General features: G+C 65.4%; 20 protein-coding genes and 1 pseudogene. 12 read left to right on the top strand and 9 right to left on the bottom strand.

Features of this window, described 5'->3' with window-relative positions; genetic code table 11:
- Positions 1–124 precede the first annotated feature (124 nt).
- From ALC15_RS16680 to ALC15_RS16660, 5 genes and pseudogenes are all read left to right on the top strand, one after another.
- Positions 125–1,861, top strand: coding sequence for an adenylate/guanylate cyclase domain-containing protein (locus ALC15_RS16680; protein ID WP_050628207.1), 1,737 nt, complete (start codon positions 125–127; stop codon positions 1,859–1,861).
- Between the two features lie 161 nt (positions 1,862–2,022).
- Positions 2,023–2,250, top strand: a complete 228-nt coding sequence (locus ALC15_RS16675; RefSeq protein ID WP_021079752.1) for a hypothetical protein — start codon at positions 2,023–2,025, stop codon at positions 2,248–2,250.
- 221 nt (positions 2,251–2,471) lie between these two features.
- Positions 2,472–3,671 (top strand): SorA family sulfite dehydrogenase catalytic subunit, encoded by a 1,200-nt coding sequence (gene sorA / locus ALC15_RS16670; protein ID WP_050628172.1) that lies wholly within the window; start codon positions 2,472–2,474, stop codon positions 3,669–3,671.
- An 11-nt stretch (positions 3,672–3,682) separates the two neighbouring features.
- Positions 3,683–3,993: pseudogene (sorB, locus tag ALC15_RS16665) on the top strand (SorB family sulfite dehydrogenase c-type cytochrome subunit).
- A 282-nt stretch (positions 3,994–4,275) separates the two neighbouring features.
- Positions 4,276–4,476, top strand: coding sequence for a cold-shock protein (locus ALC15_RS16660; protein WP_021079749.1), 201 nt, complete (start codon positions 4,276–4,278; stop codon positions 4,474–4,476).
- A gap of 199 nt (positions 4,477–4,675) precedes the next feature.
- Here ALC15_RS16660 and ALC15_RS16655 read toward each other — a convergent pair whose 3' ends face one another.
- The 3 genes from ALC15_RS16655 to ALC15_RS16645 form a co-directional block, all read right to left on the bottom strand.
- Entirely contained in the window at positions 4,676–6,727 is a 2,052-nt protein-coding gene (locus tag ALC15_RS16655) for a tetratricopeptide repeat protein (RefSeq protein WP_050628171.1), read from the bottom strand.
- Between the two features lie 183 nt (positions 6,728–6,910).
- Positions 6,911–7,477, bottom strand: a complete 567-nt coding sequence (locus ALC15_RS16650; protein WP_050628206.1) for a hypothetical protein — start codon at positions 7,475–7,477, stop codon at positions 6,911–6,913.
- 165 nt (positions 7,478–7,642) lie between these two features.
- A complete protein-coding gene (locus ALC15_RS16645; protein WP_050423774.1) occupies positions 7,643–8,107 on the bottom strand; it encodes an Lrp/AsnC ligand binding domain-containing protein in 465 nt (154 codons plus the stop codon).
- Between the two features lie 117 nt (positions 8,108–8,224).
- Between ALC15_RS16645 and putA the strand changes: the two genes are divergently transcribed.
- Complete coding sequence (gene putA / locus ALC15_RS16640; protein WP_050628170.1) at positions 8,225–11,230, top strand: bifunctional proline dehydrogenase/L-glutamate gamma-semialdehyde dehydrogenase PutA; 3,006 nt, start codon at positions 8,225–8,227, stop codon at positions 11,228–11,230.
- A gap of 165 nt (positions 11,231–11,395) precedes the next feature.
- Positions 11,396–12,601, top strand: coding sequence for a CaiB/BaiF CoA transferase family protein (locus ALC15_RS16635; protein WP_050628169.1), 1,206 nt, complete (start codon positions 11,396–11,398; stop codon positions 12,599–12,601).
- A 100-nt stretch (positions 12,602–12,701) separates the two neighbouring features.
- On the opposite strand, the gene ALC15_RS44825 is transcribed toward ALC15_RS16635, so the two are convergent.
- The 3 genes from ALC15_RS44825 to ALC15_RS16625 form a co-directional block, all read right to left on the bottom strand.
- Positions 12,702–12,866 carry a hypothetical protein gene (locus ALC15_RS44825; RefSeq protein ID WP_167350149.1) on the bottom strand — a complete coding sequence of 55 codons (165 nt, stop codon included), beginning with the start codon at positions 12,864–12,866 and terminating at the stop codon, positions 12,702–12,704.
- Positions 12,867–12,957: 91 nt separating this feature from the next.
- Entirely contained in the window at positions 12,958–14,505 is a 1,548-nt protein-coding gene (locus ALC15_RS16630) for a hypothetical protein (RefSeq protein WP_050628168.1), read from the bottom strand.
- 90 nt (positions 14,506–14,595) lie between these two features.
- Positions 14,596–15,651, bottom strand: coding sequence for a hypothetical protein (locus ALC15_RS16625; RefSeq protein WP_050628167.1), 1,056 nt, complete (start codon positions 15,649–15,651; stop codon positions 14,596–14,598).
- A gap of 204 nt (positions 15,652–15,855) precedes the next feature.
- Between ALC15_RS16625 and ALC15_RS16620 the strand changes: the two genes are divergently transcribed.
- The 4 genes from ALC15_RS16620 to ALC15_RS16605 all read left to right on the top strand — a co-directional run bounded on the left by ALC15_RS16620 (position 15,856) and on the right by ALC15_RS16605 (position 19,216).
- Positions 15,856–16,230: a Crp/Fnr family transcriptional regulator gene (locus tag ALC15_RS16620; RefSeq protein WP_050628166.1), complete on the top strand. Its 375-nt coding sequence runs from the start codon at positions 15,856–15,858 to the stop codon at positions 16,228–16,230.
- Positions 16,227–17,036, top strand: a complete 810-nt coding sequence (locus ALC15_RS16615; RefSeq protein WP_050628165.1) for an MBL fold metallo-hydrolase — start codon at positions 16,227–16,229, stop codon at positions 17,034–17,036. Before ALC15_RS16620 ends, ALC15_RS16615 begins: the two co-directional genes overlap by 4 nt.
- 125 nt (positions 17,037–17,161) lie before the next feature.
- Positions 17,162–18,475: an MFS transporter gene (locus ALC15_RS16610; protein ID WP_050628205.1), complete on the top strand. Its 1,314-nt coding sequence runs from the start codon at positions 17,162–17,164 to the stop codon at positions 18,473–18,475.
- 126 nt (positions 18,476–18,601) lie between these two features.
- Positions 18,602–19,216: a glutathione S-transferase family protein gene (locus tag ALC15_RS16605; protein WP_050628164.1), complete on the top strand. Its 615-nt coding sequence runs from the start codon at positions 18,602–18,604 to the stop codon at positions 19,214–19,216.
- 60 nt (positions 19,217–19,276) lie between these two features.
- Here ALC15_RS16605 and ALC15_RS16600 read toward each other — a convergent pair whose 3' ends face one another.
- From ALC15_RS16600 to ALC15_RS16590, 3 genes are read right to left on the bottom strand one after another with little or no spacing between them, the layout of a single operon-like run.
- The gene (locus ALC15_RS16600) at positions 19,277–19,774 is read right to left on the bottom strand and encodes a TPM domain-containing protein (RefSeq protein WP_050628163.1); all 498 of its coding nucleotides are present in this window, start codon (positions 19,772–19,774) and stop codon (positions 19,277–19,279) included.
- A gap of 4 nt (positions 19,775–19,778) precedes the next feature.
- Positions 19,779–20,669, bottom strand: coding sequence for a TPM domain-containing protein (locus ALC15_RS16595; RefSeq protein WP_050628162.1), 891 nt, complete (start codon positions 20,667–20,669; stop codon positions 19,779–19,781).
- Positions 20,670–20,690: 21 nt separating this feature from the next.
- The gene (locus ALC15_RS16590; protein ID WP_050628161.1) at positions 20,691–21,299 is read right to left on the bottom strand and encodes a LemA family protein; all 609 of its coding nucleotides are present in this window, start codon (positions 21,297–21,299) and stop codon (positions 20,691–20,693) included.
- A gap of 157 nt (positions 21,300–21,456) precedes the next feature.
- Here ALC15_RS16590 and ALC15_RS16585 point away from each other — a divergent pair, with 157 nt between their 5' ends.
- The gene (locus ALC15_RS16585; protein WP_094193923.1) at positions 21,457–22,311 is read left to right on the top strand and encodes an enoyl-CoA hydratase; all 855 of its coding nucleotides are present in this window, start codon (positions 21,457–21,459) and stop codon (positions 22,309–22,311) included.
- Position 22,312 lies beyond the last annotated feature (1 nt).

Here is a 22,312-nt window from a genome sequence, read left to right as displayed (position 1 = left end):
CCGCTTTTTGTTCGACTCTTAACGGAGTGTCAACGTTCCGCGCGGCTCGCTGTCCCGGCGCGTCCGGACCCGTGGTGGTGTTCAGCGCGGGAATTAAACATTAGACTTGCCGATCATGAATCACATGGCCTCCCCCTCGCGCGAGCACCTGCAGAACATGGCCCGCGGCATCGGCCAGCGGCAGGTCCGCCTGGTCACGGGGACGATCATGTTCGCCTACCTGATCAGCCATTTCCTCAACCATGCGCTCGGCAACATCTCGACCGAGGCGATGGCGATCGGGGTGCACTACCACACCGAGTTCTGGCAGTTCCTGCCGGTCGCGGTCGTGTTCTATTCCGCCTGCCTGGTGCACGCCGCGCTCGGCATCTGGGCGCTGTTTGAGCGGCGCGAGTTCCACTGGAAGGCGATCGAGCCGCTGCAGCTCACCCTCGGCCTCAGCGTCCCGATGCTGATCGTCGCCCACGTCGTCGGCGTCCGGCTCGGCCAGACCCTGTACGGGCACGAGAAGCTCTATCCGCAGGAGCTCTACACGTTCTTCATCGCAGCGCCGAACCGGCTGTGGACGATGCTGGCGGTGCTGGTGATCGCCTGGGTGCATGGCTGTATCGGCCTGTATTTCTGGCTGCGGATGCGCGCGTTCTTCAAGCGCGCGGCGCCCTATCTGCTCGCCACCGCCGTGCTGATCCCGACGCTGGCGATGCTCGGCATCTACCAGGCCGGTCGCGCCACGATCGCCGACTACCAGGATCCCGACTGGCGGCGCGAGGAGTTGTCGGTGCAGAAGCTCGGCACGGCGGCGCAGGGGGCCATGCTCGAGAAGATCACCGACGACCTGACGATCGGCTATCTCAGCCTGCTCGGCCTCGTGCTGCTCGCGCGCGGTGCGCGGACCCTGCTGGAACGCCGGGGCGGCATGATCGCACTGTCCTATGGCAACGGCCGCACGCTGCGGGTGCCCAGGGGACTGAGCGTGCTGGAAGCGAGCCTGCGCTACAACGTGCCGCATGCCAGCGTCTGCGGCGGCCGTGCGCGCTGCTCGACCTGCCGCATCCGCATCATCGGCGATCACGCCACCCTGCCCGAACCTTCGCCGCGCGAGGCCTTCGTGCTGCACCGGGTCGGCACCGACGATCCCTCGATCCGGCTGGCCTGCCAGTTGCGGCCGACCTCCGACCTGACCTTCTTCCAGTTGTTCCTGCCGAGCACGATGTCGGCCAACGCGCATGCCGGCAATCCGACGCGGGTCGGCCAGGAGCGTTATCTCGTCAGCATGTTCGTCGACATGCGCGGCTCGACGCAGCTCGCCGAGAAGCGGTTGCCGTTCGACACCGTGTTCATCGTCAACCGCTTCCTAGGCGCTGTGTCGCAAGCGGTGCTGGAAGCCGGCGGGCGGCCCAACCAGTTCATCGGCGACGGCATGCTGGCGCTGTTCGGGCTCTCCTCCGACCGGCACGAGGCCTGCCGCCAGGCGCTGCGCGCCGCGGCGCTGATCGCAGCCAATATCGATGAGCTGAACCAGTTCCTCAGTCACGATCTGCGCGAGCCGATCCGCTTCGGCATCGGCATCCATGGTGGCGAGGTGATCGTCGGCGATATCGGCTATCGCGACCACATGGTGTTCACCGCGCTCGGCGATGCGGTCAACGTCGCGGCACGGCTGCAGGACATGACCAAGGCGCTGGCCTGCGAGGCCGTCATTTCCGACGAGGTGCGCGTCACAGCCGGCCTCGCCGACGATGCCCTGCCCGCGCAGGAGGTCGCGATCCGCGGCCGCAACGAGCCGATGACCGTGCGCACCGTCGAGGCGACGCGGGTGCTGTCGGCGCTGGTCGACGAGCGGCGTGCCGTCGCGGCCTGATCGGTTCATCTCCCCTTCACCGAATGTGACCTGCCGCACATCCAGCGGAGCGTTCAGCCGCGATGCTCGAACGCGTCCCGTGCCGGATGCGACTGACTGGCGATGGGTAACACTGCAACCGCGCCGCGACAGAGTTCAACGCGCATCTGAAGGAGACGACCATGCTTCGCAAAGTCACGCTTGCTCTCGCTACCGCCGCAACCCTCGGTGCCGCCGCGCTGGCTCCGACCTCGGCGTCCGCCAAGCCGTTCTTCTGGCATCCGTACCACCATCACTTCTGGGGTGGCCCGGGCATCTCCGTCGGCTTCGTCGACTCCGGGTGCTACGTCACCCGCCTGGTGATGACGCCCTACGGCTATCGCTATCGCACCGTGAACGTCTGCTACTGATCGAACCAACTACCTGGAAGCGAAATGCCCCGGTCGCCTCATGCGATCGGGGCCTTTCGCTATTGCAACGCAACGCCGGTAAGCGCTGCGAAAGCTCAATTGACTCGGGATCGTCAGGTGCGACATTTGTCGCCGCGCGCTTTCCATGATGCGACGGCGCGCAAGGCAGGGTGAGCCTGGTGATGACCAGCTCACGACAGAACAGCTTCGGAGGAAGCGGAATGCTCGATCGACGAGACTTGATGAAGCGCGCCGGGTTGGCGGCTTTGGTGACGGGGCTGGGATCAAGGGGCGCGTTCGCCCTCGACACCGTGACGCTGCCCATTGGCAACGGCGAACGGCCGCTGGTCCGCTACCCGCAGAAGCGCCCGATGATCGGCCTGACCAGCCGGCCGCCGCAGCTCGAAACCCCGTTTGCGATCTTCAACGACGGTCCGCTGACGCCGAACAACGCGTTCTTCGTCCGCTATCACCTCGCCGGCATCCCCTACGACCTCGATCCGGACAAGTTCACGCTCGAGATCAAGGGCAAGGTCGACAAGCCGCTGAAGCTGTCGCTGAAGGATGTCCGCAAACTGAAGCCCGTCGAGCTGGTCGCCGTCAACCAGTGCTCCGGCAACAGCCGCGGCTTCTTCAATCCGCGCGTCGCCGGCGGCCAGCTCGGCAACGGCGCGATGGGCTGCGCGCGCTGGCATGGCGTGCCGCTGAAGACCGTGCTCGACATGGCCGGCGTGCAGGCCGGCGCCAAGCAGGTCACCTTTGGCGGCATGGACGGCCCGGTCATGGAGACGACGCCCGATTTCGTTAAGGCGCTCGACATCGACCATGCGCGCGACGGCGAGGTGATGCTGGCCTGGGGCATGAACGGCGAGGACCTGCCGTTCCTCAACGGCTTCCCGCTCCGCCTCGTGGTGCCCGGCTATTACGGCACCTATTGGGTGAAGCACCTCAACGAGATCACCGTGATCGACAACGTGTTCGACGGCTTCTGGATGAAGTCCGCCTACCGGATTCCGGATACGCCCAACAACGCGGTCGAGCCCGGCACCGCACCGAAGGCGACGATCCCGATCAACCGCTTCACGGTGCGCTCGTTCGTCACCAGCGTTGCCGACGGCGCCAAGCTGAAGGCCGGCCGCACCACGCTGCGCGGCATCGCCTTCGACGGCGGCAAGGGCATCAAGGAGGTCGTGGTCTCGACCGACGGCGGCAAGAGCTGGACACCGGCGAAGCTCGGCAAGGACCTCGGCAAATACGCGTTCCGCGAATGGAAGCTGAAGGTCGCGCTTCCCGCCGGCCCGTCGGAGCTGAAGGTGCGCGCCACCAACAATGCCGGCGACACCCAGCCGATGGACCCGTTGTGGAATCCGGCAGGCTATCTCCGCAACGTCGTCGAAACCGTGCGCGTCACCGCGGCGTGAGGAGAAGCATCATGACCAGCAAGCTGCTTGCCTCCCTCGCCGCGATCGCGGCACTCTCGATCGGCGCTGCGATCGCCGCGCCCGTCAACTACACGCTTCCCGAGGAGACTGCGGCGTTCAAGCCGGGTCCCAACCTCGACGTGGTGCAGAACAATTGCTCCGGCTGCCACTCGGCGGACTACATCAAGACCCAGCCGCAGGGCGAGAAGTTCAAGAAGGACTTCTGGCAGGCCGAGGTGACCAAGATGATCAAGGTCTACGGCGCGCCGATCGACCAGGCCGACGTCGCAAGATCGTCGAGTATCTCTCCGCGACCTATTGAAGACGGAGTCCCTCGATCCCCCGCGCGCCCGCCACAAGGCAGCGCGCGGGACCATTGATCCAATTCGGGTCAGAGAAACCCGATTTTTGCACTGCATCAATTGACCACGAAACAGGCAATCCGGCGCCAAAACCCTGCAAAACGGGTTGTTTCCGGGCAAAAACACACCGTGGTTTGATCTACCCAGCTTTTTTCAAACTGCTATCCTGTGCAGTACGGACAAGCCGGTTTGTGCGGGGACCGGCTGGTCTGTTTTCGATTGATTCCGCGGAGACGACTGGAATGCCCAAAGGTACAGTGAAGTGGTTCAACCCGACCAAGGGTTATGGATTCATCCAGCCCGCAACGGGCGGCAAGGACATTTTCGTTCATATTTCAGCAGTTCAGAAGGCTGGTCTTCAGAGCCTCAACGAGGGCCAGTCAGTTGAATACGAAGAAATCGCGAATCGCGGCAAGACGTCAGCCGAGAACCTCAAGGTCTAGCGCTCCGCGCAAGATCGAGCGGCGCACTCTCGGACGCCATCCGGGAGTGAGGGCCGATCCAACATCACACGCGTGACGTTCGGCGGAGCGGGCACGGTGCCCGCGCGCCACGGCATCGAATTTTTTTCCAGCCGTCATCGATTGCGTGTCGACATCTATCCATTGCGCTGGAAAGACGCGCGACTGCCGTGTCGCCGCGTCACAGGCAGGTGCCGCTCTGGCCATTGCCGCACGGCACCCGTTTCGACAATTCCTGGACCTTGCGCTTCGACTCCGCCTGCGCCAGCACGTCGAACACGCTCGACGGCACGAGCTGCGTCGCCTTGCGGAAGTCGTCGGTCGCCTTGTCGGTGTGGTTGAGCGCCTCGTGCGCCTTGGCGCGGGCGAACAGGTTCTCGACCGTCTCCTTCTGGGCAATGGCCCGATCCAGGTCTTCGACCGCCTTGGTGTATTCGCGCTGCGCCGACCATGCGATGCCGCGCAGCGTCAGGGCATCGAGGTAATCGGGCCGGGCAGCCAGCACAGCATTGAGATCCTTCATCGCGTCATCGGTCTTCTTCAGTCCAAGATAGGCGCGCGCACGCAGCACTTGCGGGAACGGGTCATTCGGCATTTTGGCGACGATCGGATCGATCGCGAGCACCGCGCGGTCGTACTGCGCTGATGTGAGCATCGCCAGCGCGCGACCGAGCTGGGCGGTGGGGTTGTTGGGGTTTCGCTCCAGCACGCCGTTGATGTCGACCAGCCCCTCGTCGGCGCGCCCCTTGAGCAGCAACGCCAACCCGCGCCATGATTTCGCGAGCAGATTGGTCGGGGTGATCGCCAGCGCCTGGTCGAAATCGAGCAATGCCTTGTCGATCTGCTTGAGATTGATGTAGGCGAGCCCGCGCTCGGTGAAGGCCAGCGAGTCCTTGCCGTTCAGCGATATCGAATGGTCATAGTCGGCGACGGCATCCTGCGTCTTGCCGGTGCCGGCCTTGATCAGGCCGCGGCCGAGATAGGCCATCGCATTGTTCGGATCGAGCGCAATGGCGCGGGTGGCATCCGCCATCGCCGCATCGAACTGTCGAAGCGCCGCCGAGTTGACCGAGCGGAAGGCGAGCAGCGGCGCATCGTTCGGCTTGAGCTTGAGCAGGCTGTCGAGGTCGTTGCGCGCATCTACGAACCGGGCGACCCCCGAATAGGCCACTGCACGCAGCCGAAGTGCGCCCTCATTGCCGGGATCACCAGTCAGCACCCTGTTGAGATTGGTGATCGCGCCCGCATAGTTGCGCTCAGCCACCATCAGCCTGGCCTGGTCGAGCAATTGGGTGGTTGCCGGCGCGAGCGGTTGCGCCGGCGGCGCCACGGGCACGGCGGGCGCCACGCCGGACTTCGCCAATTCAGCCTGCATGGCGAGCGCCTGCTGGCGCTGCTGCTGAATCTCCTTGTTGTCGGGCAGGAACGTCAGCAGCTTGTCGAAATCGCCGATCGCCCTGACGTAGTCGCCCTTGGCGCTGTAGAGCTGGGCGCGGGCGAAATAGGCGTTGCGCTCGGTCTGCGGCGCCTGCGCGATGGCGCGCGAGAAATCCTCGATCGCGTGATCGATGTCTCCCTTGCGACGATAGGCCTGACCGCGCCAGTAGAACGCGTTCGGCGTGCTTGCATTGACGGCGATCGCGGTGTTGGCGTCGGCCAGCGCCGCATCGGGCTGCCCGGTTTCGACATAGGCTCGCGCCCGCCCGACATGGGCCGCGGGAAGATCCTGCCGCAGCGTGATCGCCTCGCCGTAATCGGAGATCGCATCGGCCCAGGCGCGCTGGTCGGCACGCAGATTGCCGCGCGCCAGGAAGCCGAACGGATTCTTCGGCTCGAGCTCGATCGCGCGATCGAAATCGGCCCGCGCCTGGTCGAGGCTGCCCTTGCGCTGCCGAAGATAGCCGTGCGCGATCAGCGCGGGCACGAATTGCGAGTTTAGCTGCAACGCCGCATCGGCATCGCTCAAGGCCTGATCGATCTTGTTGCGGGCAATGTAGAATCGCGCGCGGCCGGTGAACGCCTTGGTCCGCTCCTCAGTGGAGCGCGCGGCATCGTTGATGATGCCCGAACACGCCGCCTCGGCCTTGTCCGACGGCGGCCCGTTGCAGTCCTCGACGTCACCGGCGCGGGCGGAAACCGCGAGCGCGGGCCAGAGAAGCAGTGCAAGCGTCAGCAACAGCTGGAAACGAATGCCGCTCATGGCAGCACCGGTGCAGGTCGAACGTGAACGCATGTCGTAGCCTCGGGTTGACCGAATGCTGGCCGTCTTATCGCGTCACTTGGTTCGTACGATGATGGGCCAGGAAACGAACTCCGCGAACCCTGGAGCCAGTTCCAGCGTCAATGACGCAACATTATCCCCTACAATCAATGGGGATGGAACGCCACGAAACGCGCGGCAGAAGCAATCAGCCGTTCAATCTTCCGTCACCCACTGCGCGACGGTCATGACGTCAGGCGGTTGCAGATAGCCGCGAGGCCAGAGATCGACGGCCCATTCCACCTTGGTGGCGCGTTCGAGCAGGACGGCGGTGTTGTGCGGCGTTTGCCCCAGCGAAAATCCGCGGTAATGCGGATTCCCGACGTCGTGGAACTTGAACAGGTTCCATGTCTGCATCACCAGCATCAGGCTGGTCGTGTTGCGGGTCGTGTCCCAGCAGTCGTAATTGTGCTGGTCGTCGTTGGCGCGGAAGTCCGCTTTCGCGACGCGCTTGTTGGTGCCGAGGATCGGCCCCATCCGGCGGTCGAACCAGATCACGGCCTTTTGCACGGCCGCGCGTTCGGCCGCGGCATTGGTACGGCCGGTGGCCATGATCCGGGTCAGGGCAGCCCTGTCGGCTGCACTGAAGTCGAGCATCTCGCGGCGTCGGCAGACGAAGCCGTAGCACACCGTCATCGCCGAGGCCGACGGCGGATAGATCGACACCGATGTATAGAGCTGCATGATGCCGGAGCTGAGCTCGGCCGCAGGGGCCGGCGTCATCGCGAACAGGGACAAGATCGTTGCGCACAACGCGCCGGCAGCCCCGGTTCGCTTCGTACGTATCGGCTTATTGGCATCGTCCATGTCGCGGCCCCCAACTCTGGGGGAGAATTATCGCGGGTGCGCCGCGATGCCAAGACATCCGGCGCATGGCTGTGGATCAGATCAGCCGACCGGCAGCGGCGCATCGCGCTTGACTTCCTCCATCACCGCGTAGGTCCGCGTCTCGCGCACGCCCGGCAGCGCCAGCAGGGTTTCGCCGAGAAATCGGCGATAGGCCGTCATGTTGGCGACGCGCGCCTTGACCAGATAGTCGAACCCGCCGGCCACCATGTGACACTCCAGCACTTCCGGTGCGGTCTGCACCGCCTTGGCGAAGCGCTCGAACACGTCGGGCGTGGTCTTGTCGAGCAGCACCTCGACGAACACCAGGAGGCCAAGGCCGAGCCGATGCGGATTGAGCCGCGCGCCGTAGCCCTCGACGAAGCCGTCGCGCTGCAGCCGCTTCAGCCGTTCGCCGACCGAGGTCGGCGACAGGCCGATCCGCTCGGCCAGCTCCACATTGGCAATCCGGCCATCCCCTTGCAGGATCGAGAGGATTTTGCGGTCTGTCTTGTCAATCTCTGTCATATCTACGGCCAAAACTGAAATACTCCGGACTTTCTAAGGCAAATCTGCTAATTTGTCTATCGAACTACGGTCCACGGGCGCGTAGGTGTTCCCGTGCAACCCAGAGGAACCGCCGCCATGCCAGACCCGCTCCCGCCGCCGTTCAGCGCACCCTACGCCCCCGATGACGCCGCGATCGCAGGCCGCTTGCGCCGGGACGCCAGGCTGAGCGCGGAGGCGGAGGCGAGGATCGACCGCACCGCGACGCGCCTGATCGAGGCGATCAGGGCCAATGACGATCCGCTCGGCGGGGTCGAGGACATGCTGCGGGAGTTCGCGCTGTCGACCAAGGAGGGACTGGCGCTGATGGTGCTGGCGGAGGCGCTGCTGCGGGTGCCCGACGCGCGCACCGCCGACCAGTTCATCGAGGACAAGCTCGGCCAGGGCGACTTCGTCAACCACGAGACCAAATCGAGCGCGTTCCTGGTCAACGCCTCGGCCTGGGCGCTCGGCATGTCGGCGCGCGTGATCCAGCCCGGTGAAACACCGCAGGGAACGATCGGCCGGCTGACCAAGCGGCTCGGCGCGCCGGCGGTGCGCGCGGCGACGCGGCAGGCGATGCGGCTGATGGGCAGCCATTTCGTGCTCGGCGAGACCATCGAGGCGGCGCTGTCGCGCGCGCAATCGCACACGGCGCGCGGCTCGCGCTATTCATTCGACATGCTCGGCGAGGGCGCGCGCACCGCCGACGATGCCCGCCGCTATTTCGAATCCTACGCCCGCGCGATCGAAGCGATCGGCAAGGCGGCGGGCGATCAGCCCCTGCCCGACCGGCCCGGCATCTCGGTCAAGCTCTCCGCGCTGCATCCGCGCTTCGAGGCGGTCAGCCATGCACGGGTGATGAGCGAGCTGGTGCCGCAGCTGATCGATCTGGCGCGCCGCGCCAAGGCGTACCACCTCAACTTCACCGTCGATGCCGAAGAGGCCGACCGGCTGGAGCTGTCGCTCGACGTCATCGCAGCGGCGTTCGCCGACCCGTCGCTCGCCGGCTGGAGCGGCTTCGGGCTTGCGATCCAGGCCTATCAGAAGCGCGCCACCGACGTGATCGATTATATCGATGCGCTGACGCGCGCGCTCGACCGCAAGATGATGGTGCGCCTCGTCAAGGGCGCCTATTGGGACACCGAGATCAAGCGCGCGCAGGAGCGCGGTCTAGATGGCTATCCGGTGTTCACGCGCAAGGCGATGACCGACCTGAACTACATCGCCTGCGCGCGAAAGCTGCTGGCGCTGCGGCCGCGGCTGTTTCCGCAATTCGCCACCCACAACGCGCTGACGGTCGCGACCATCCTCCAACTGTCGGACGATCCCAACAGCTTCGAATTCCAGCGGCTGCACGGCATGGGCGAAGCGCTCTACGCCCAGCTTGGCCAGGATCGCCCTGACATCGCCCACCGCACCTATGCGCCGGTCGGCAGCCACCGCGACCTGCTCGCCTATCTAGTGCGTCGGCTGCTCGAGAACGGCGCCAACTCATCATTCGTGGCGCTGGCCGCGGACAATCGCGTCTCCATCGTTGACCTGTTGCGCCGCCCCGCCGAGATCATTGATCGCGACGACAATGCGGCCCATTCCGGGATTCCGCTGCCGACCGACCTTTACCGGCCGCAGCGCGAGAATTCGCACGGCATCGAGTTCGGCGAGCGAAAGGCGCTCGATGCGTTGACATCGGCGATAACAGTCGAACCCAAGGCTGCATCCGTCACGGTCGCGACGTCGACAATCGAGCAGGCGAATGCCGCCGTCGCCGCCGCGCGCGGTGGCTTCAGGACCTGGAACGCGACGCCGGCCACGCGACGCGCGGCCATGCTGGACAAGGCTGCCGATCTGCTCGAGCAGCGCCGCGCCCACTTCCTCGCTCTGCTGCAGAACGAGGGTGGCAAGACGCTCGACGACGCGCTCTCCGAGGTCCGCGAGGCGATCGACTTCTGCCGCTACTATGCGGCACAGGGCCGGACGCTGTTCGGGCAAGGCGAGGCGATGCCTGGGCCAACCGGCGAAAGCAACGTGCTGGAGCTGCGCGGGCGCGGCGCGTTCGTCGCGATCTCGCCATGGAATTTCCCGCTCGCGATCTTCCTCGGCCAGGTCACGGCGGCGCTGATGGCCGGCAATGCGGTGATCGCAAAGCCGGCCGAGCAGACGCCGCGCATCGCAGCCGAGGCCGTCGCCCTGCTGCATCAGGCGGGTGTGCCAGCATCGGCGCTACATCTGGTCCAGGGCGACGGCGCGGCCGGCGCCGCGCTGGTCGAGCATCCCGCCATTGCCGGCGTGGTCTTCACAGGGTCCACAGAAGTTGCGCGATCGATCAACCGGACGCTTGCCGCCAAGGACGGCCCCATCGTGCCGCTGATCGCCGAGACCGGCGGCATCAATGCGATGATCGTCGACGCCACCGCGCTCCCCGAGCAGGTCGCCGACGACGTCGTCACCTCGGCGTTCCGCTCCGCCGGCCAACGCTGCTCGGCGCTGCGGCTTCTGTTCGTGCAGGACGACGTCGCCGACCGCATGATCGAGATGATCGCGGGCGCCGCGCGCGAATTGAAGATCGGCGATCCCTCGCAGCCATCGACACATATCGGACCTGTGATCGATGCAGAGGCCAAGCAGCGGCTCGATGCGCATATCGCACGGATGAAGAACGAGGCGCGGGTCCACCTTGTTGGCGAGGCGCCGGTGGGCAATTTCGTCGCGCCGCATATCTTCGAGCTGTCGTCGGCAAGCCAGCTCACCGAGGAGGTGTTCGGCCCGATCCTGCATGTCGTGCGTTACCGCGCCGAGCGGCTCGGCGACGTGCTGGCCTCGATCGAGGCCACCGGCTTCGGCCTGACGCTCGGCGTCCATTCGCGCATCGACGACACCATCGAGCACGTCATCGACCGCCTCCAGGTCGGCAACATCTATGTCAACCGCAACATGATCGGTGCGGTCGTCGGCGTGCAGCCGTTCGGCGGCAGCGGCCTCTCCGGCACCGGCCCCAAGGCCGGCGGCCCGCATTACCTTGCGCGCTTCGCCACCGAGCAGACGATCACGATCAACACGGCGGCTGCGGGAGGCAATGCCGCGCTGATGGCGGGAGTGGAGTAGTTGCACTTTCACCCTCCCCCTCCAGGGGAGGGTGAAGCGAGGGTAAGAAAGTGCCGTTGCATCATCACCCCGAGATGGGTCAAATGGCCGCTCGACGGGATCATCGCACACGATAATTCCAGCTACCGGAAAAACACCAACAAGCGCCACGGGAGCGACGGCACGATGGAAAAAGGCATTTTTGACGGGCTCAAGGTCCTGGACTGCGCGAGCTTCATCGCGGCGCCCGCGGCCGCCACCGTGCTGTCCGACTTCGGCGCCGACGTCATCAAGATCGAGCCGCCCGGCGCCGGCGATCCCTACCGCAACCTGCCCAACCTGCCCGGCTATCCCGCCAGCGAGCACAATTTCGCGTGGATGCTGGAGGCCCGCAACAAGAAGAGCCTTGCGCTCGACCTCACCAAGCCTGAGGCACGCGAGGTGCTCTACAAACTCGTCGCCGAAGCCGACGTCTTCATCACCAACATGCCGCCGCAGGTCCGCGAAAAGCTCGGCATCACCCATGACCATCTCGGCCATCTCAACGACCGGCTGATCTACGCCTCCTTCACAGGCTACGGCGAGAAGGGCGAAGAGGCCAACAAGCCGGGCTTCGATTCCAACGCCTACTGGGCCCGCTCCGGCCTGATGGATCTGGTGCGCGCCGACGAGGACACCACGCCGGCTCGCTCGGTCGCCGGCATGGGTGACCACCCCTGCGCGATGGCGTTCTACGGCGCGATCGTCACCGCTTTGTTCCAGCGCGAGAAGACCGGCAAGGGCTCGCACGTCTCGACCAATCTGATGGCCAACGGCGTCTGGGCCAACGGCGTGCTGGCGCAGGCCAAGCTCGCCGGCGCCAAGTTCAAGAAGCGCAAGCCGCGCGAAGAGGCGCTGAACGCCGTCACCAACCACTACAAGTGCAAGGACGGCCGCTGGCTGATCCTGTCGCTGCTCAACGAAGACCGGCAGTGGCCGACCCTGGCGCGCTGCATGGGCCGCGAGGACCTGATCGCCGATGCCCGCTTCGCCACCAAGGCGGACCGCCATGCTCGCTCGGTCGAGCTGATCAAGATCTTCGACGAGGTGTTCGCCGGCAAGGAGCTCGCCGAATGGCGCAAGATCCTCGACGGCAACGGCCTGGTGTTCGGCGTCGTCGGCATCCTCGACGATATCCCGAACGACAAGCAGATGATCGAGAACGAGGTGCTGGTGCGCTTCGAGAACGACACCATGCTGACCGTCAACAGCCCGATCTTCATCGACGGCGCCAAGAAGGTGCAGCCGCGCAAGCCGCCGGAGGTTGGCGAGCATTCCGACGAGATCCTGCGCCAGGCCGGCTACGACGAGGCCACGATCCGGAAGCTGCGCGCATCCGGCGCGGTGGCGTAGCGGACCGACGACCATCATGAGCAGCCCGGATAAAGCGAAGCGAAATCCGGGCTACGTAGCTCACGCGAACCGATATCCACTTCGCTCGAAAACGCTTTGGCTATCGCTTGATCCAGGCCCAGACGATGGCCACCACGATGATGCCGATGATGACCGTGAGCCCGATCGCCCAGCTGCTGACGCGGACGGCGCTGACCGCCTGACGCTCGGCCTCGTTGGCCGCGATCTCGCGGTTGCGCTGCTTGTTGTCCTCGGGAGCACTCATCGGGCCGGTCTCCGGTCAGAGCTGTCAGGTCCAGGCAAGCTCGAGTGTAGCATCAAATAATGACGCGCAACCGCTCCGGTTCCAGCTGAAATCAGCGGCCCTTCACGAAGCACATGCCCATGTGGGAGGTTTTCCCGGCAACCTGGCAGGCGAGGCCTTCGGCGCAGGTCCAGCCACGGAAACTGCGGTCGGTCTCCGCCGGCTTGGCGCTCGGCTGATAGCAGTGAGCGCCCCAACCGTCGCTGTATTCGGTGCCGGCAAGCTCGGCAGCGCCGCGCGGCTGCGGGCGGTTGGAGAAGCCGCGGGAAAAATCCGGCGCCTTGCCGTCGCGGAAGCTCGCCAGGATATCGCGGCGGCGAGGCTGGTCGCCGAAGAAGTGCGGCGAGGCCGGCACCACGGTGGAGTTCGACGGCTTCGCCGCCATCCAGTCGACGCCGGGGAAATGGAAGCCGCCGATACCGCGGGTCTGATGGCAACCGGCGCAGGTAACGTCGTTGAGGCGCCGTTCGAAGCCGGCCAGCGACTGGATATTCCTGAGCTTCGTCCCGTCAGCGGCGGCCTTCTGCAAGGCCCCGACGACGTCGCCCTCCGAGAACACCGCATTGCCGGCTCCGCCCTCGCCCTGCACCATCCCGAACTCCGGCTCCAGATCGCTGACGTCAAAGCCGGTCGGCGTCGGCGCGACGGCACCGGTTGCGAGGAAATGATCGGGGATCAGCAAGGTGCCGCGATCGAACTCGGCAAAATGCCTGGGATCGAGCAGCCATGCCTTGAAGTCGCGCTTCAATCCCTCGTCGGCCAGAATGCGGTCGCGATCGATCTGGTTCTCCAGCGGCGCTTCGATGAAGCGTTTTGCCGCGCCGTCATAGTCGAACACTTTCAGCAGATAGTCGGTGCGGAAGTCGCGCACCGCGGATTTCGGCGCGTGCGCGATCTGCAGGTTAGTCTCGATGCGATCGATATTCCGGGCATCAATCAGGTCGAGCGGCCCGTCCTTGCCGAACAGCTTGTCCATCGTCGGCGGCGCACTGCCCGTCGCGAGCCAGCGTCGCGCGATCTCGCGGCAGGTGAGCGACGCGTCATTGCCGTCGCCCTTCGCCTTCAGCACCAGGTTCAGCGTCATCGGCAGCCGCTGCGACACCGCGTTCTCGCCGATCAGCGGCACATCGGTGCGGGTCAGCCGGTAGATCAGCCGGACCTCGCCGCAGTCCTTCGGTGCCACATAGGCGCGGTCCATGCGGTTGACGATGCCTGCGAGCACGAAGCGGACGTCAGCGGATTCGAACAGCGCGCGGTCGAACAGCTGGAATGCAAAGCCGTCGCCGACCCCGATGCTCTCGCTCGGCAGGCTCGCCTTGTGCTTCGAGACATAGCGATCGAATTCGCGATCGAGCGCCGCGCGTACCGGCACCATCGCAGGCAGGCCGAACAACTCGCGATTGGACAGCGGCGTATCGGCGGAGCGTTCCGGCGCGAGCATCCGGCCGAGGCCAAAGCGGCCTTGATCGAGCTCGCGCAGAACAGCGGGATCGATCACCGCCGCGCCGCGCTCGAGCGCGCGATCCTCGGCGGCACCTGCCGGGGCGGCGCCGCCGAGCAGAACGGATATCAGCAGGAGGCATTTCAGCACGCGGCTCATGCCCCACTAACACCGCACCGCGAATCCTATTCAAGAAAAAAGGCGCTTCACATCGCGGTGAAGCGCCTTGGTATCGTCGTCTTTCCGCAATCAACGCGAAACGATCAGGCCCTTGCTCGTGACGACCACCCAACGGCCATCCTGCTTGCGGATCGCGTCGACGCGGCCGAGGCCGGGGACGGGATCGCCGGCATAGACCTCATAGATGCCGCCGCGGCCCTCGATCAGCGCGCCGCCATTGCCGACGTCGCGCAGCGCCCAACCGTCGACCACCGGCAGGCGGCCGACCTCGGGCCTCGGGGCGGCAGGTGCTGCCGCGGCCGTCGCCGGCGGGACCGAACCGGTGACCTCGCGGGCGGGCGTCGCCGCGGCGACGGTCGTCTGCGGGGCGCGGAGCTTGTCGACGGTCTCGCTGAGCTTGTTGAGCTTGGCAATCGGCTCGGCCTGGGCCTTCTCGACCTTCTCGATGCGCTCACTGGCCTTGCTGAACTGGGCCTGGCCGGCCTTGGCGGTCTGCTCCACGCTGGCCTTCAGCGCGGCGAGCTCGGATTCGACCCGGGCGAGCGCGGCGTCGGCCGCGTCTTTGGCGGCGGCGTCCTTGGCAGCCACGTCCCTGACGGAGGCAGCGGCAGGTGCAGCGAGATGGCCGAGCCCTGCGGTCGCGAGCGCGCCGCCGATGGCGCCTGCCACGGTCGCCAGCGCAATCACCGCGGCCATCGCGCCGAACCGGCGCGAGCCGGCCGGTTTGGCGGTCTGCTCGGCACCCGGTTTGGAGGCGGTCGCCTCATGGTCCCAGGTGCGGTCGCCGGGCGCCATGATCATCAGTCTGCCCGGGAAGCGCGGCTCTTCACGCTTGCCGGTCTCGACCTTGGGCACCTCCATATTGGTCGGCTCGATCTTGGGGGCGATCTTGGCATCGATCCTGGCCTCGATCATGGGATCGAGCCGGGACGGCTCTACCTTGGGCGCTTCGGCCTTCGGTGCGTCAACTCGGGGCGCATCCGCCTTCGGCGAGGTCTCTTCCTGCTCGGGCGCGAGCCGCGGAGCCTCGACACCGGCCGCGGCCATCGCGGGCTCGCTCTTCGCCGCCATTTCGGCGCCGGTTTGACCGCTGACCGGTTCGCTCTGCTGCTCACTCACGTTCAAAGTCTCCAGGCTAGGTTGACAATTCGGTAACTTTTATTGCTTGCGAAATGGTTACCCCGCTCCGCCATTACCTAAATTTTAGGGAGTTTTCCGGGCCGGATTTGGGCGATGCGGCGCTGCGGCAATCTGCGTCAGCTCCGTTTGCGCGCGGCGCTTTCCCGATTAACATACCGCCATCTTCCAGCCAGAAGGCAGGGGAGTGCCATGACGATCGAGAAGTGCATCAACGAATTTGGTGTCGATGACGTCATTTTTGAGGAAGGCTCGACCGGCCGCGAGCTGTTCGTCGTGCTCGACGGCACGGTCGACATCGCCAAGATCGATGGCGGAAACAAGACCGTTATCGTCAGCCTCGGCAAGGGCGAGTTCTTCGGCGAGATGGCCGTGATCGACGGCTCGGCGCGCTCGGCAACCGCCATCGCAGCCGCGCCTGCGACGCGCGTGATGCGGATCAACCACGCCCGCTTCGTCTATCTGGTCAGCCAGCAGCCGGCCTTCGCGCTGATGGTGATGGATGCGCTGTCGAAACGCCTGCGCGCCTCCAACGCCGTCACCTACCGAACCGCAGGGGCACCATGAGCGACCGCAAGCCGAGCCCGTTCAAGACGCTGTTCGACGCCGATGTCGCGACGCTGATCCAGGCCGCCGACGGCGTCTACCAGATCCGCTTCAAGAACCGCGCCGCGAACGCCTATCTCGTGCGCGGCAGCAAACGGACCATCATGATCGACGTCGGATTGTCGACCAACTATCCGTCGCTCGTCGCCTGCCTTAATCATCTCGGCATAACACCCGATGCGATCGACATGGTGATACTGAGCCACGAGCATCTCGATCACATCGGCGCGGCCTATCATTTCCACGGCTCGGCCTACATCGCCGCGCACCGGCTCGCCGCCAACAAGATCATGCTGCGCGACGACTTCTCGATGCTGCGCAAGATGTTCAACGAACCGAACGTGCCGATCGACATCGACATCTGGCTCGAAGAAGGCAACCTGATCGATCTCGGCAATTTCCGCCTCAACGTGATGTACACGCCGGGCCACACCTCGGCCTGCATCTCGCTGTTCGATCAGGACAAGGGGCTGCTGTTCGCCGCCGACACGCTGATGCCGGGCGGCGTGATGGGCGGCGTGTTCGGCTCCGGCTCGATCGCCGACTACATCCAGTCGCTGGAGCGGTTGAAGGGGCTCAATTCGAAGATCCTGCTGTCGGGTCACGGCCGGTTGTCCGACACGCCGCAGGACGATGTGCGGGTCGCCCTGCAACGCTCGCACGCCTTGCTCGAGGACACCGCGCAATTGTTCGACGCCCTCGATGCGCGCTCGAACTTCGAGCCGATCATGCAGTCGGTGCGCGACCTCAACAAGCTCGACGATTGAGGATCGGCCGCAGCCGAAGCCCGCCGTTGTGGCCTGCCATGACTTTGCACTAGGATCGGCTCGGAACGACAAGAACCATGGACGCGGCGATGCAAGCCGTTGCCGGCAGCGGGGAGACGAAGCGAATGCAGGCTGACACGATGGCGCGGATGCGCCGCCGGGTGGTGATCTCCTCCACGATCGGCAATGCACTGGAATGGTTCGACTTCACCGTTTTTGGCCTGTTCGCCGGCATCCTGAGCAAGCTGTTCTTTCCCGCGGACAATCCGCATTCCTCGCTGCTGCTCACCTTCGCGACATTCGGGATCGCCTTTGCAGCCCGGCCGCTGGGTGGCCTGGTGTTCGGGCTCTATGCCGACAGGCACGGCCGCAAGAAGGCGCTGGTCGTGATGATATCGCTGATGGCTGCCGGCACCGGCCTGCTCGGCGTCCTGCCGACTTACGGCGCGATCGGAATCGCAGCACCGCTGTTGCTGCTGCTGGCGCGGCTGATCCAGGGCTTTTCCGCCGGCGGCGAATTCGGCAGCGCGAGCGCAATGCTGATCGAGTTCGCGCCGCCCGGCCGGCGCGGCTTCTACGGCTCGTTTCAGATGGTGTCGCAATCGCTGGCGTTCGGCCTCGGTGCCGCGATGGCGATCGGCCTCAATCTCGGCCTGTCGGCGGACGCCTTCGCGAGCTGGGGTTGGCGCGTACCGTTCATCCTCGGCATCCTGATCGGGCCGACCGGATGGTACCTGCGCCAAAAGTGCGACGAGTCGCCTGAATTCAAAGCGTATCTCGCCGAGAAGGCCGCGACGGCGCAGCCGGGCAGGCAGACTACGCTCGGCCAACTGTTCTCCGAACATCCGCGCGAGTTGATTGCATCGTTCTGCCTGATCGCGGCCGGCACGGCGATCAACTATGTCAACGCGATCTTTCTGCCGACCTATGCGGTCGCCGAGCTGAAGCTGCCGATCCTCAATGCACAGCTCGGTCTGCTCGTCGTCAGCCTCATCAATGCGGCGGTGGCGGTGGCCTGCGGCGCTCTCTCCGACCGGATCGGCCGCCGCACGGTCCTGGTTCCGGCGCTGATCATCTACAGCCTGCTGTTCTATGTGATCCTGCAGCGGCTGGTTGCCGCGCCGACCACGGCGAATCTCTGGCAGTTGCAGATCGTCGCGGTCCTGCTCGGAGCCCTCGCCGGGCCGATGCCGGCCTTCATGACCGAGATATTCCCCGTCGGCGTGCGCTCGACCGGGGCATCGCTGATGTACAATCTCGCCGTGATGCTGTTCGGCGGGCTGGCGCCGTTCATCAACACCTGGCTGGTCCAGGTCACGGGCGACAAGGCCGCTCCGGTCTACTACATCCTCTTCGCCACGGCGGTAGGTCTCGTGGGTCTGTCGGTCTATCGCGGGCGACCGTCGGTGCCGGGAATCGCAACTCAACCGGCGCAATGACCGCGACCGGTGTGACGGCTGACGCCCGAGCTTGCGCGACTGTGCGGGCGGCGCTGCATTTGACAAATCCGCGCCTGGCCTGTTCAACAGCGGCAAGAAAACGCTGAAGAACAGGGAGCGAGGACCATGAAGCTTTACGACTCGATCGGACCCAATCCGCGCATCGTGCGCATGTTCATGGCGGAGAAGGGCATCGAGGTCCCCAAGGAGACCGTCGACCTGCGCAAGGGCGAGAACCGCGAGGAGGCGCATCTGAAGCGCAACCCGCACGGCCAGATGCCGGCGCTCGAGCTCGACTGCGGCAACTACCTCTCGGAGATCACGGCGATCTGCGAATATCTCGAGGAGAAGCATCCCTCGCCCGCGATGATCGGCGCCACGCCGGAAGAGCGCGCCGAATGCCGGATGTGGACGCGCCGGGTCGATCTCAACATCGCCGAGCCGCTCGCCAACGGCTATCGCTTCGGCGAGGCGCTGAGATTCTTCGAGAAGCGCATCCCGGTCGCACCCGAAGCCTCCCCGGGCCTGAAGATGATCGCGGCCAACCGCATCAAATGGCTCAACGACCAGATGGCCGACGGACGCGACTATATCTGCGGCAAGCGCTTCACGCTCGCCGACATGCTGCTCTACTGCTGGATCGATTTCGGCAACCAGGTCGGCCAGCCGCTGGATCAGTCGAACGGCAACATCGTCGCCTGGTTCAACCGCGTTGCCGCGCGGCCGTCGGTGAAGGCGTAAAGGCGGTCTTCTTGTCCTCCCCTGGAGGGGGAGGATAAGGGGGCAAGACCATTCAGTCCCTCAAATCACCACCGGCCTATCCGGCAGCTCGTTCGGGCCGCCCTCGGTGTGCGGAAAATACTTCGCGAGCTCCCGCGACACCGCCGCAATCCCCGTAGTGACGCCCTGCTCGAACCGGCCGGCCCGAAAATCCGCTTCCATCGCGCGACAGATCGCTTCCCAGCCGGCGTGGCCGACCTTCGCATCAATACCGCGATCGGCGACGATCTCGACGTCGCGGTCGGCCAGCAGGAGATAGATCAGGACGCCGTTGTTGTGATGGGTGTCCCAGATCCGAAGATGCGAGAACACGTCGATCGCCCGCTCCCGTGCCGGCTGGTCGCGGAACAGCGGCACGCCGTCGAGTGCGCCCTCGACGACGAAACGGATCTGGCCGGAATGGGTCGCCTCGCCCGCCTTGATCGCCTGCTCGATCGCGTCGAGCACGCGCGGCGGAAACTCGCGCCGCACGCGCCAGCGATGCTCGATGAGGTGCTTGCCGATACGCTTGATGCCCATATGCCTACCAGCTCCCCGAGGCGCCGCCGCCGCCGAAGCTGCCGCCTCCGCCGCTGAAACCGCCGCTCGAGCCAGAGCCGCTGCTCCAGCCCCCGCCGCCGGACCAGCCCCCGGAATAACCGCCGCCGCGCCGGTAAGGTCCTGAGCCCGCTGCGGGACCACCGAAGTTCAATCCGCCAAAGATCAGCGCGGCAACGCCGGCGAACAGACCGACCACCAGCGCGGTGGCCAGCGAGCCGGCCAGCATCCAGGTGAAGACGCCGACGATGCCGCCGGTCGCGACCGACCCCAACAACCGCCCCAGCAGGCCGCGCAGGAAGCCTGCCACGATGATGACGCCGAAGATCACGACCGGGTTGGCGAAGTCGACGAGATTGGGCGCCTGCCAATGCTCGGGCTCAGGTGCCGGCAATTGCTCGCCATTGACCAGCCGGATCATCCGGTCGACGCCGGCCGAGATGCCGCCTGCGAAATCGCCGGCCTTGAATTTCGGCGTGATGTCCTCGTCGATGATGCGGTGAGTGACGACGTCGCTCAGTACGCCTTCGAGGCCGTAGCCGACCTCGATGCGCAGGTGCCGATCGTTCTTGGCGACGACGAGCAGCGCGCCGTCGTCGACCTTCTTGCGCCCGATCTTCCAGGCCTCGGCGACGCGGATCGAAAACTGCTCGATGGTTTCCTCAGCTGTCGTCGGCACGATCAGGACCGCGATCTGGCTGCCCTTGCGGGTCTCCAGATCCTTCAGCCTGTCGTTCAGTGACGCGATGTCGCCTGATGACAGCGTGCCGGTCTGATCGACGACGCGGCCGGTGAGCTGAGGCACTGCGACCTCGGCCCATGCCGGGCAGATGAAGCCGAGCAGGAAGGCGAACAGGATGACGCGTGCGGCGGCCATCGCGGCGGGCGCTCGCCGGTGCTATTTCGACGGTGCCGGCGCCGGATTGAAATCGACCTTCGGCGCGGTCGAGATCTCCTTCTCATTGTCGACCGTGAAGTTCGGCTTCTCCTTGTAGCCGAACGCCATCGCGGTCAGATTGTTCGGGAAGGTGCGGATGCCGACGTTGTAGTCCTGCACCGCCTTGATGTAGCGGTTGCGCGCCACGGTGATGCGGTTCTCGGTGCCTTCGAGCTGCGCCATCAGGTCGCGGAACAGCGCATCCGATTTCAGCTGCGGGTAATTCTCGGTGACGACCAGCAGTCGCGACAGCGCACTGGTCAGTTCGCCCTGCGCCTGCGTGAACTTCTGGAACGCGGCGGGATCGTTGAGCACCTCGGGCGTCGCCTGGATGCTGCCGACCTTGGCGCGCGCGTTGGTGACGCCGAGCAGCACGTCCTTCTCCTGCTGCGCAAAGCCCTTCACCGAGTTGACCAGGTTCGGCACGAGATCGGCACGCCGCTGGTACTGGTTCACCACCTCCGACCAGCTCGACTTGACCTGCTCGTCATTGGTCTGGATCGCGTTATAGCCGCAGTTGGTCAGGCTCAAGGTCGCCAGCGCTGCCAGCACGGTCCAAAGCTTGCGCATGAAGATGGTCCTCCGGGTGGTTTCTGCATCACGGTAACAGATTTTCGCGCGATAATCCCGTGGCGCGGATTTCGCGCTCGCTTTTCCAAATGATGGCCCTTGCTATCCCTCCCCGCGCCGTTCATCATGGCGAAAAAATCGATCGCGGGAGGATCCATTGGCGTCTGAACAATTCGAGACGATTGTTGTCGAGCGGCCCGACCCCGCGATTACGCGGATCGTGATGAACCGCCCTGAGGCGCGCAACGCCCAGAACCTGCAGATGACCTACGACCTCAACGCCGCCTTCGACCGGGCGGTGCAGGACGACGCGGTCAAGGTCATCATCCTCGCCGGCAACGGCCCGCATTTCTCGGCCGGTCACGATCTCAGGCCAGGGGCCAAGAATGAGGCGGGCGTCGATTTCCCGCCAGTCGGAAATTGGGGCGGCTTCGCCGAACCCAACGCCCACGGCCGCTTCGCGCGCGAGCAGGAGATCTACCTGCAGATCACACGGCGCTGGCGCAATCTCGCCAAGCCGACGATCGCGGAAATCCACGGCAAGTGCATTGCCGGCGGGCTGATGCTGGCCTGGGCCTGCGACCTGATCGTTGCGAGCAGTGATGCCGAGTTCTGCGATCCCGTGGTGACGATGGGCGTCTGCGGCGTCGAGTGGTTCGTGCATCCCTGGGAGCTCGGCGCGCGCAAGGCCAAGGAGATGCTGTTCACCGCCGACGTCTGGAGCGCCGACGAGGCGCATCGCCTCGGCATGGTCAATCACGTGGTGCCGCGCGGCGATCTCTCGCCCTTCACGCTGGCGCTCGCGCGGCGGATCGCCGCCAAGCCCGCCTTTGCGCTGAAGCTCAGCAAGGAAGCGGTGAACCGCTCGATCGACATCATGGGGCAGCCGGCGGCGATCGATCAGGCGTTCGCGCTGCATCAGCTCTGCCACGCCCACAACCTGCAGGAATTCGGAATGGTGGTGGACCCTGCGGGTCTGCATCCCTCCGTCAAGAAAACCGCCAACGTGTAGA

The organism is Bradyrhizobium viridifuturi (assembly GCF_001238275.1).
GTDB lineage: Bacteria > Pseudomonadota > Alphaproteobacteria > Rhizobiales > Xanthobacteraceae > Bradyrhizobium > Bradyrhizobium viridifuturi.
Note: the sequence above shows the minus strand (reverse complement) of the source record. Positions and strands in the feature narration are given on the sequence as shown.

What these genes read in the sequence shown, in the direction of transcription:
- ALC15_RS16680 (WP_050628207.1), top strand. Translation starts at nt 125, where the DNA reads ATGGCCTCCCCCTCGCGCGAGCACCTGCAGAACATGGCCCGCGGCATC.
- ALC15_RS16675 (WP_021079752.1), top strand. Translation starts at nt 2,023, where the DNA reads ATGCTTCGCAAAGTCACGCTTGCTCTCGCTACCGCCGCAACCCTCGGT.
- sorA (WP_050628172.1), top strand. Translation starts at nt 2,472, where the DNA reads ATGCTCGATCGACGAGACTTGATGAAGCGCGCCGGGTTGGCGGCTTTG.
- ALC15_RS16660 (WP_021079749.1), top strand. Translation starts at nt 4,276, where the DNA reads ATGCCCAAAGGTACAGTGAAGTGGTTCAACCCGACCAAGGGTTATGGA.
- ALC15_RS16655 (WP_050628171.1), bottom strand. Translation starts at nt 6,727, where the DNA reads ATGCGTTCACGTTCGACCTGCACCGGTGCTGCCATGAGCGGCATTCGT.
- ALC15_RS16650 (WP_050628206.1), bottom strand. Translation starts at nt 7,477, where the DNA reads ATGACGCCGGCCCCTGCGGCCGAGCTCAGCTCCGGCATCATGCAGCTC.
- ALC15_RS16645 (WP_050423774.1), bottom strand. Translation starts at nt 8,107, where the DNA reads ATGACAGAGATTGACAAGACAGACCGCAAAATCCTCTCGATCCTGCAA.
- putA (WP_050628170.1), top strand. Translation starts at nt 8,225, where the DNA reads ATGCCAGACCCGCTCCCGCCGCCGTTCAGCGCACCCTACGCCCCCGAT.
- ALC15_RS16635 (WP_050628169.1), top strand. Translation starts at nt 11,396, where the DNA reads ATGGAAAAAGGCATTTTTGACGGGCTCAAGGTCCTGGACTGCGCGAGC.
- ALC15_RS44825 (WP_167350149.1), bottom strand. Translation starts at nt 12,866, where the DNA reads ATGAGTGCTCCCGAGGACAACAAGCAGCGCAACCGCGAGATCGCGGCC.
- ALC15_RS16630 (WP_050628168.1), bottom strand. Translation starts at nt 14,505, where the DNA reads ATGAGCCGCGTGCTGAAATGCCTCCTGCTGATATCCGTTCTGCTCGGC.
- ALC15_RS16620 (WP_050628166.1), top strand. Translation starts at nt 15,856, where the DNA reads ATGACGATCGAGAAGTGCATCAACGAATTTGGTGTCGATGACGTCATT.
- ALC15_RS16615 (WP_050628165.1), top strand. Translation starts at nt 16,227, where the DNA reads ATGAGCGACCGCAAGCCGAGCCCGTTCAAGACGCTGTTCGACGCCGAT.
- ALC15_RS16610 (WP_050628205.1), top strand. Translation starts at nt 17,162, where the DNA reads ATGCAGGCTGACACGATGGCGCGGATGCGCCGCCGGGTGGTGATCTCC.
- ALC15_RS16605 (WP_050628164.1), top strand. Translation starts at nt 18,602, where the DNA reads ATGAAGCTTTACGACTCGATCGGACCCAATCCGCGCATCGTGCGCATG.
- ALC15_RS16600 (WP_050628163.1), bottom strand. Translation starts at nt 19,774, where the DNA reads ATGGGCATCAAGCGTATCGGCAAGCACCTCATCGAGCATCGCTGGCGC.
- ALC15_RS16595 (WP_050628162.1), bottom strand. Translation starts at nt 20,669, where the DNA reads ATGGCCGCCGCACGCGTCATCCTGTTCGCCTTCCTGCTCGGCTTCATC.
- ALC15_RS16590 (WP_050628161.1), bottom strand. Translation starts at nt 21,299, where the DNA reads ATGCGCAAGCTTTGGACCGTGCTGGCAGCGCTGGCGACCTTGAGCCTG.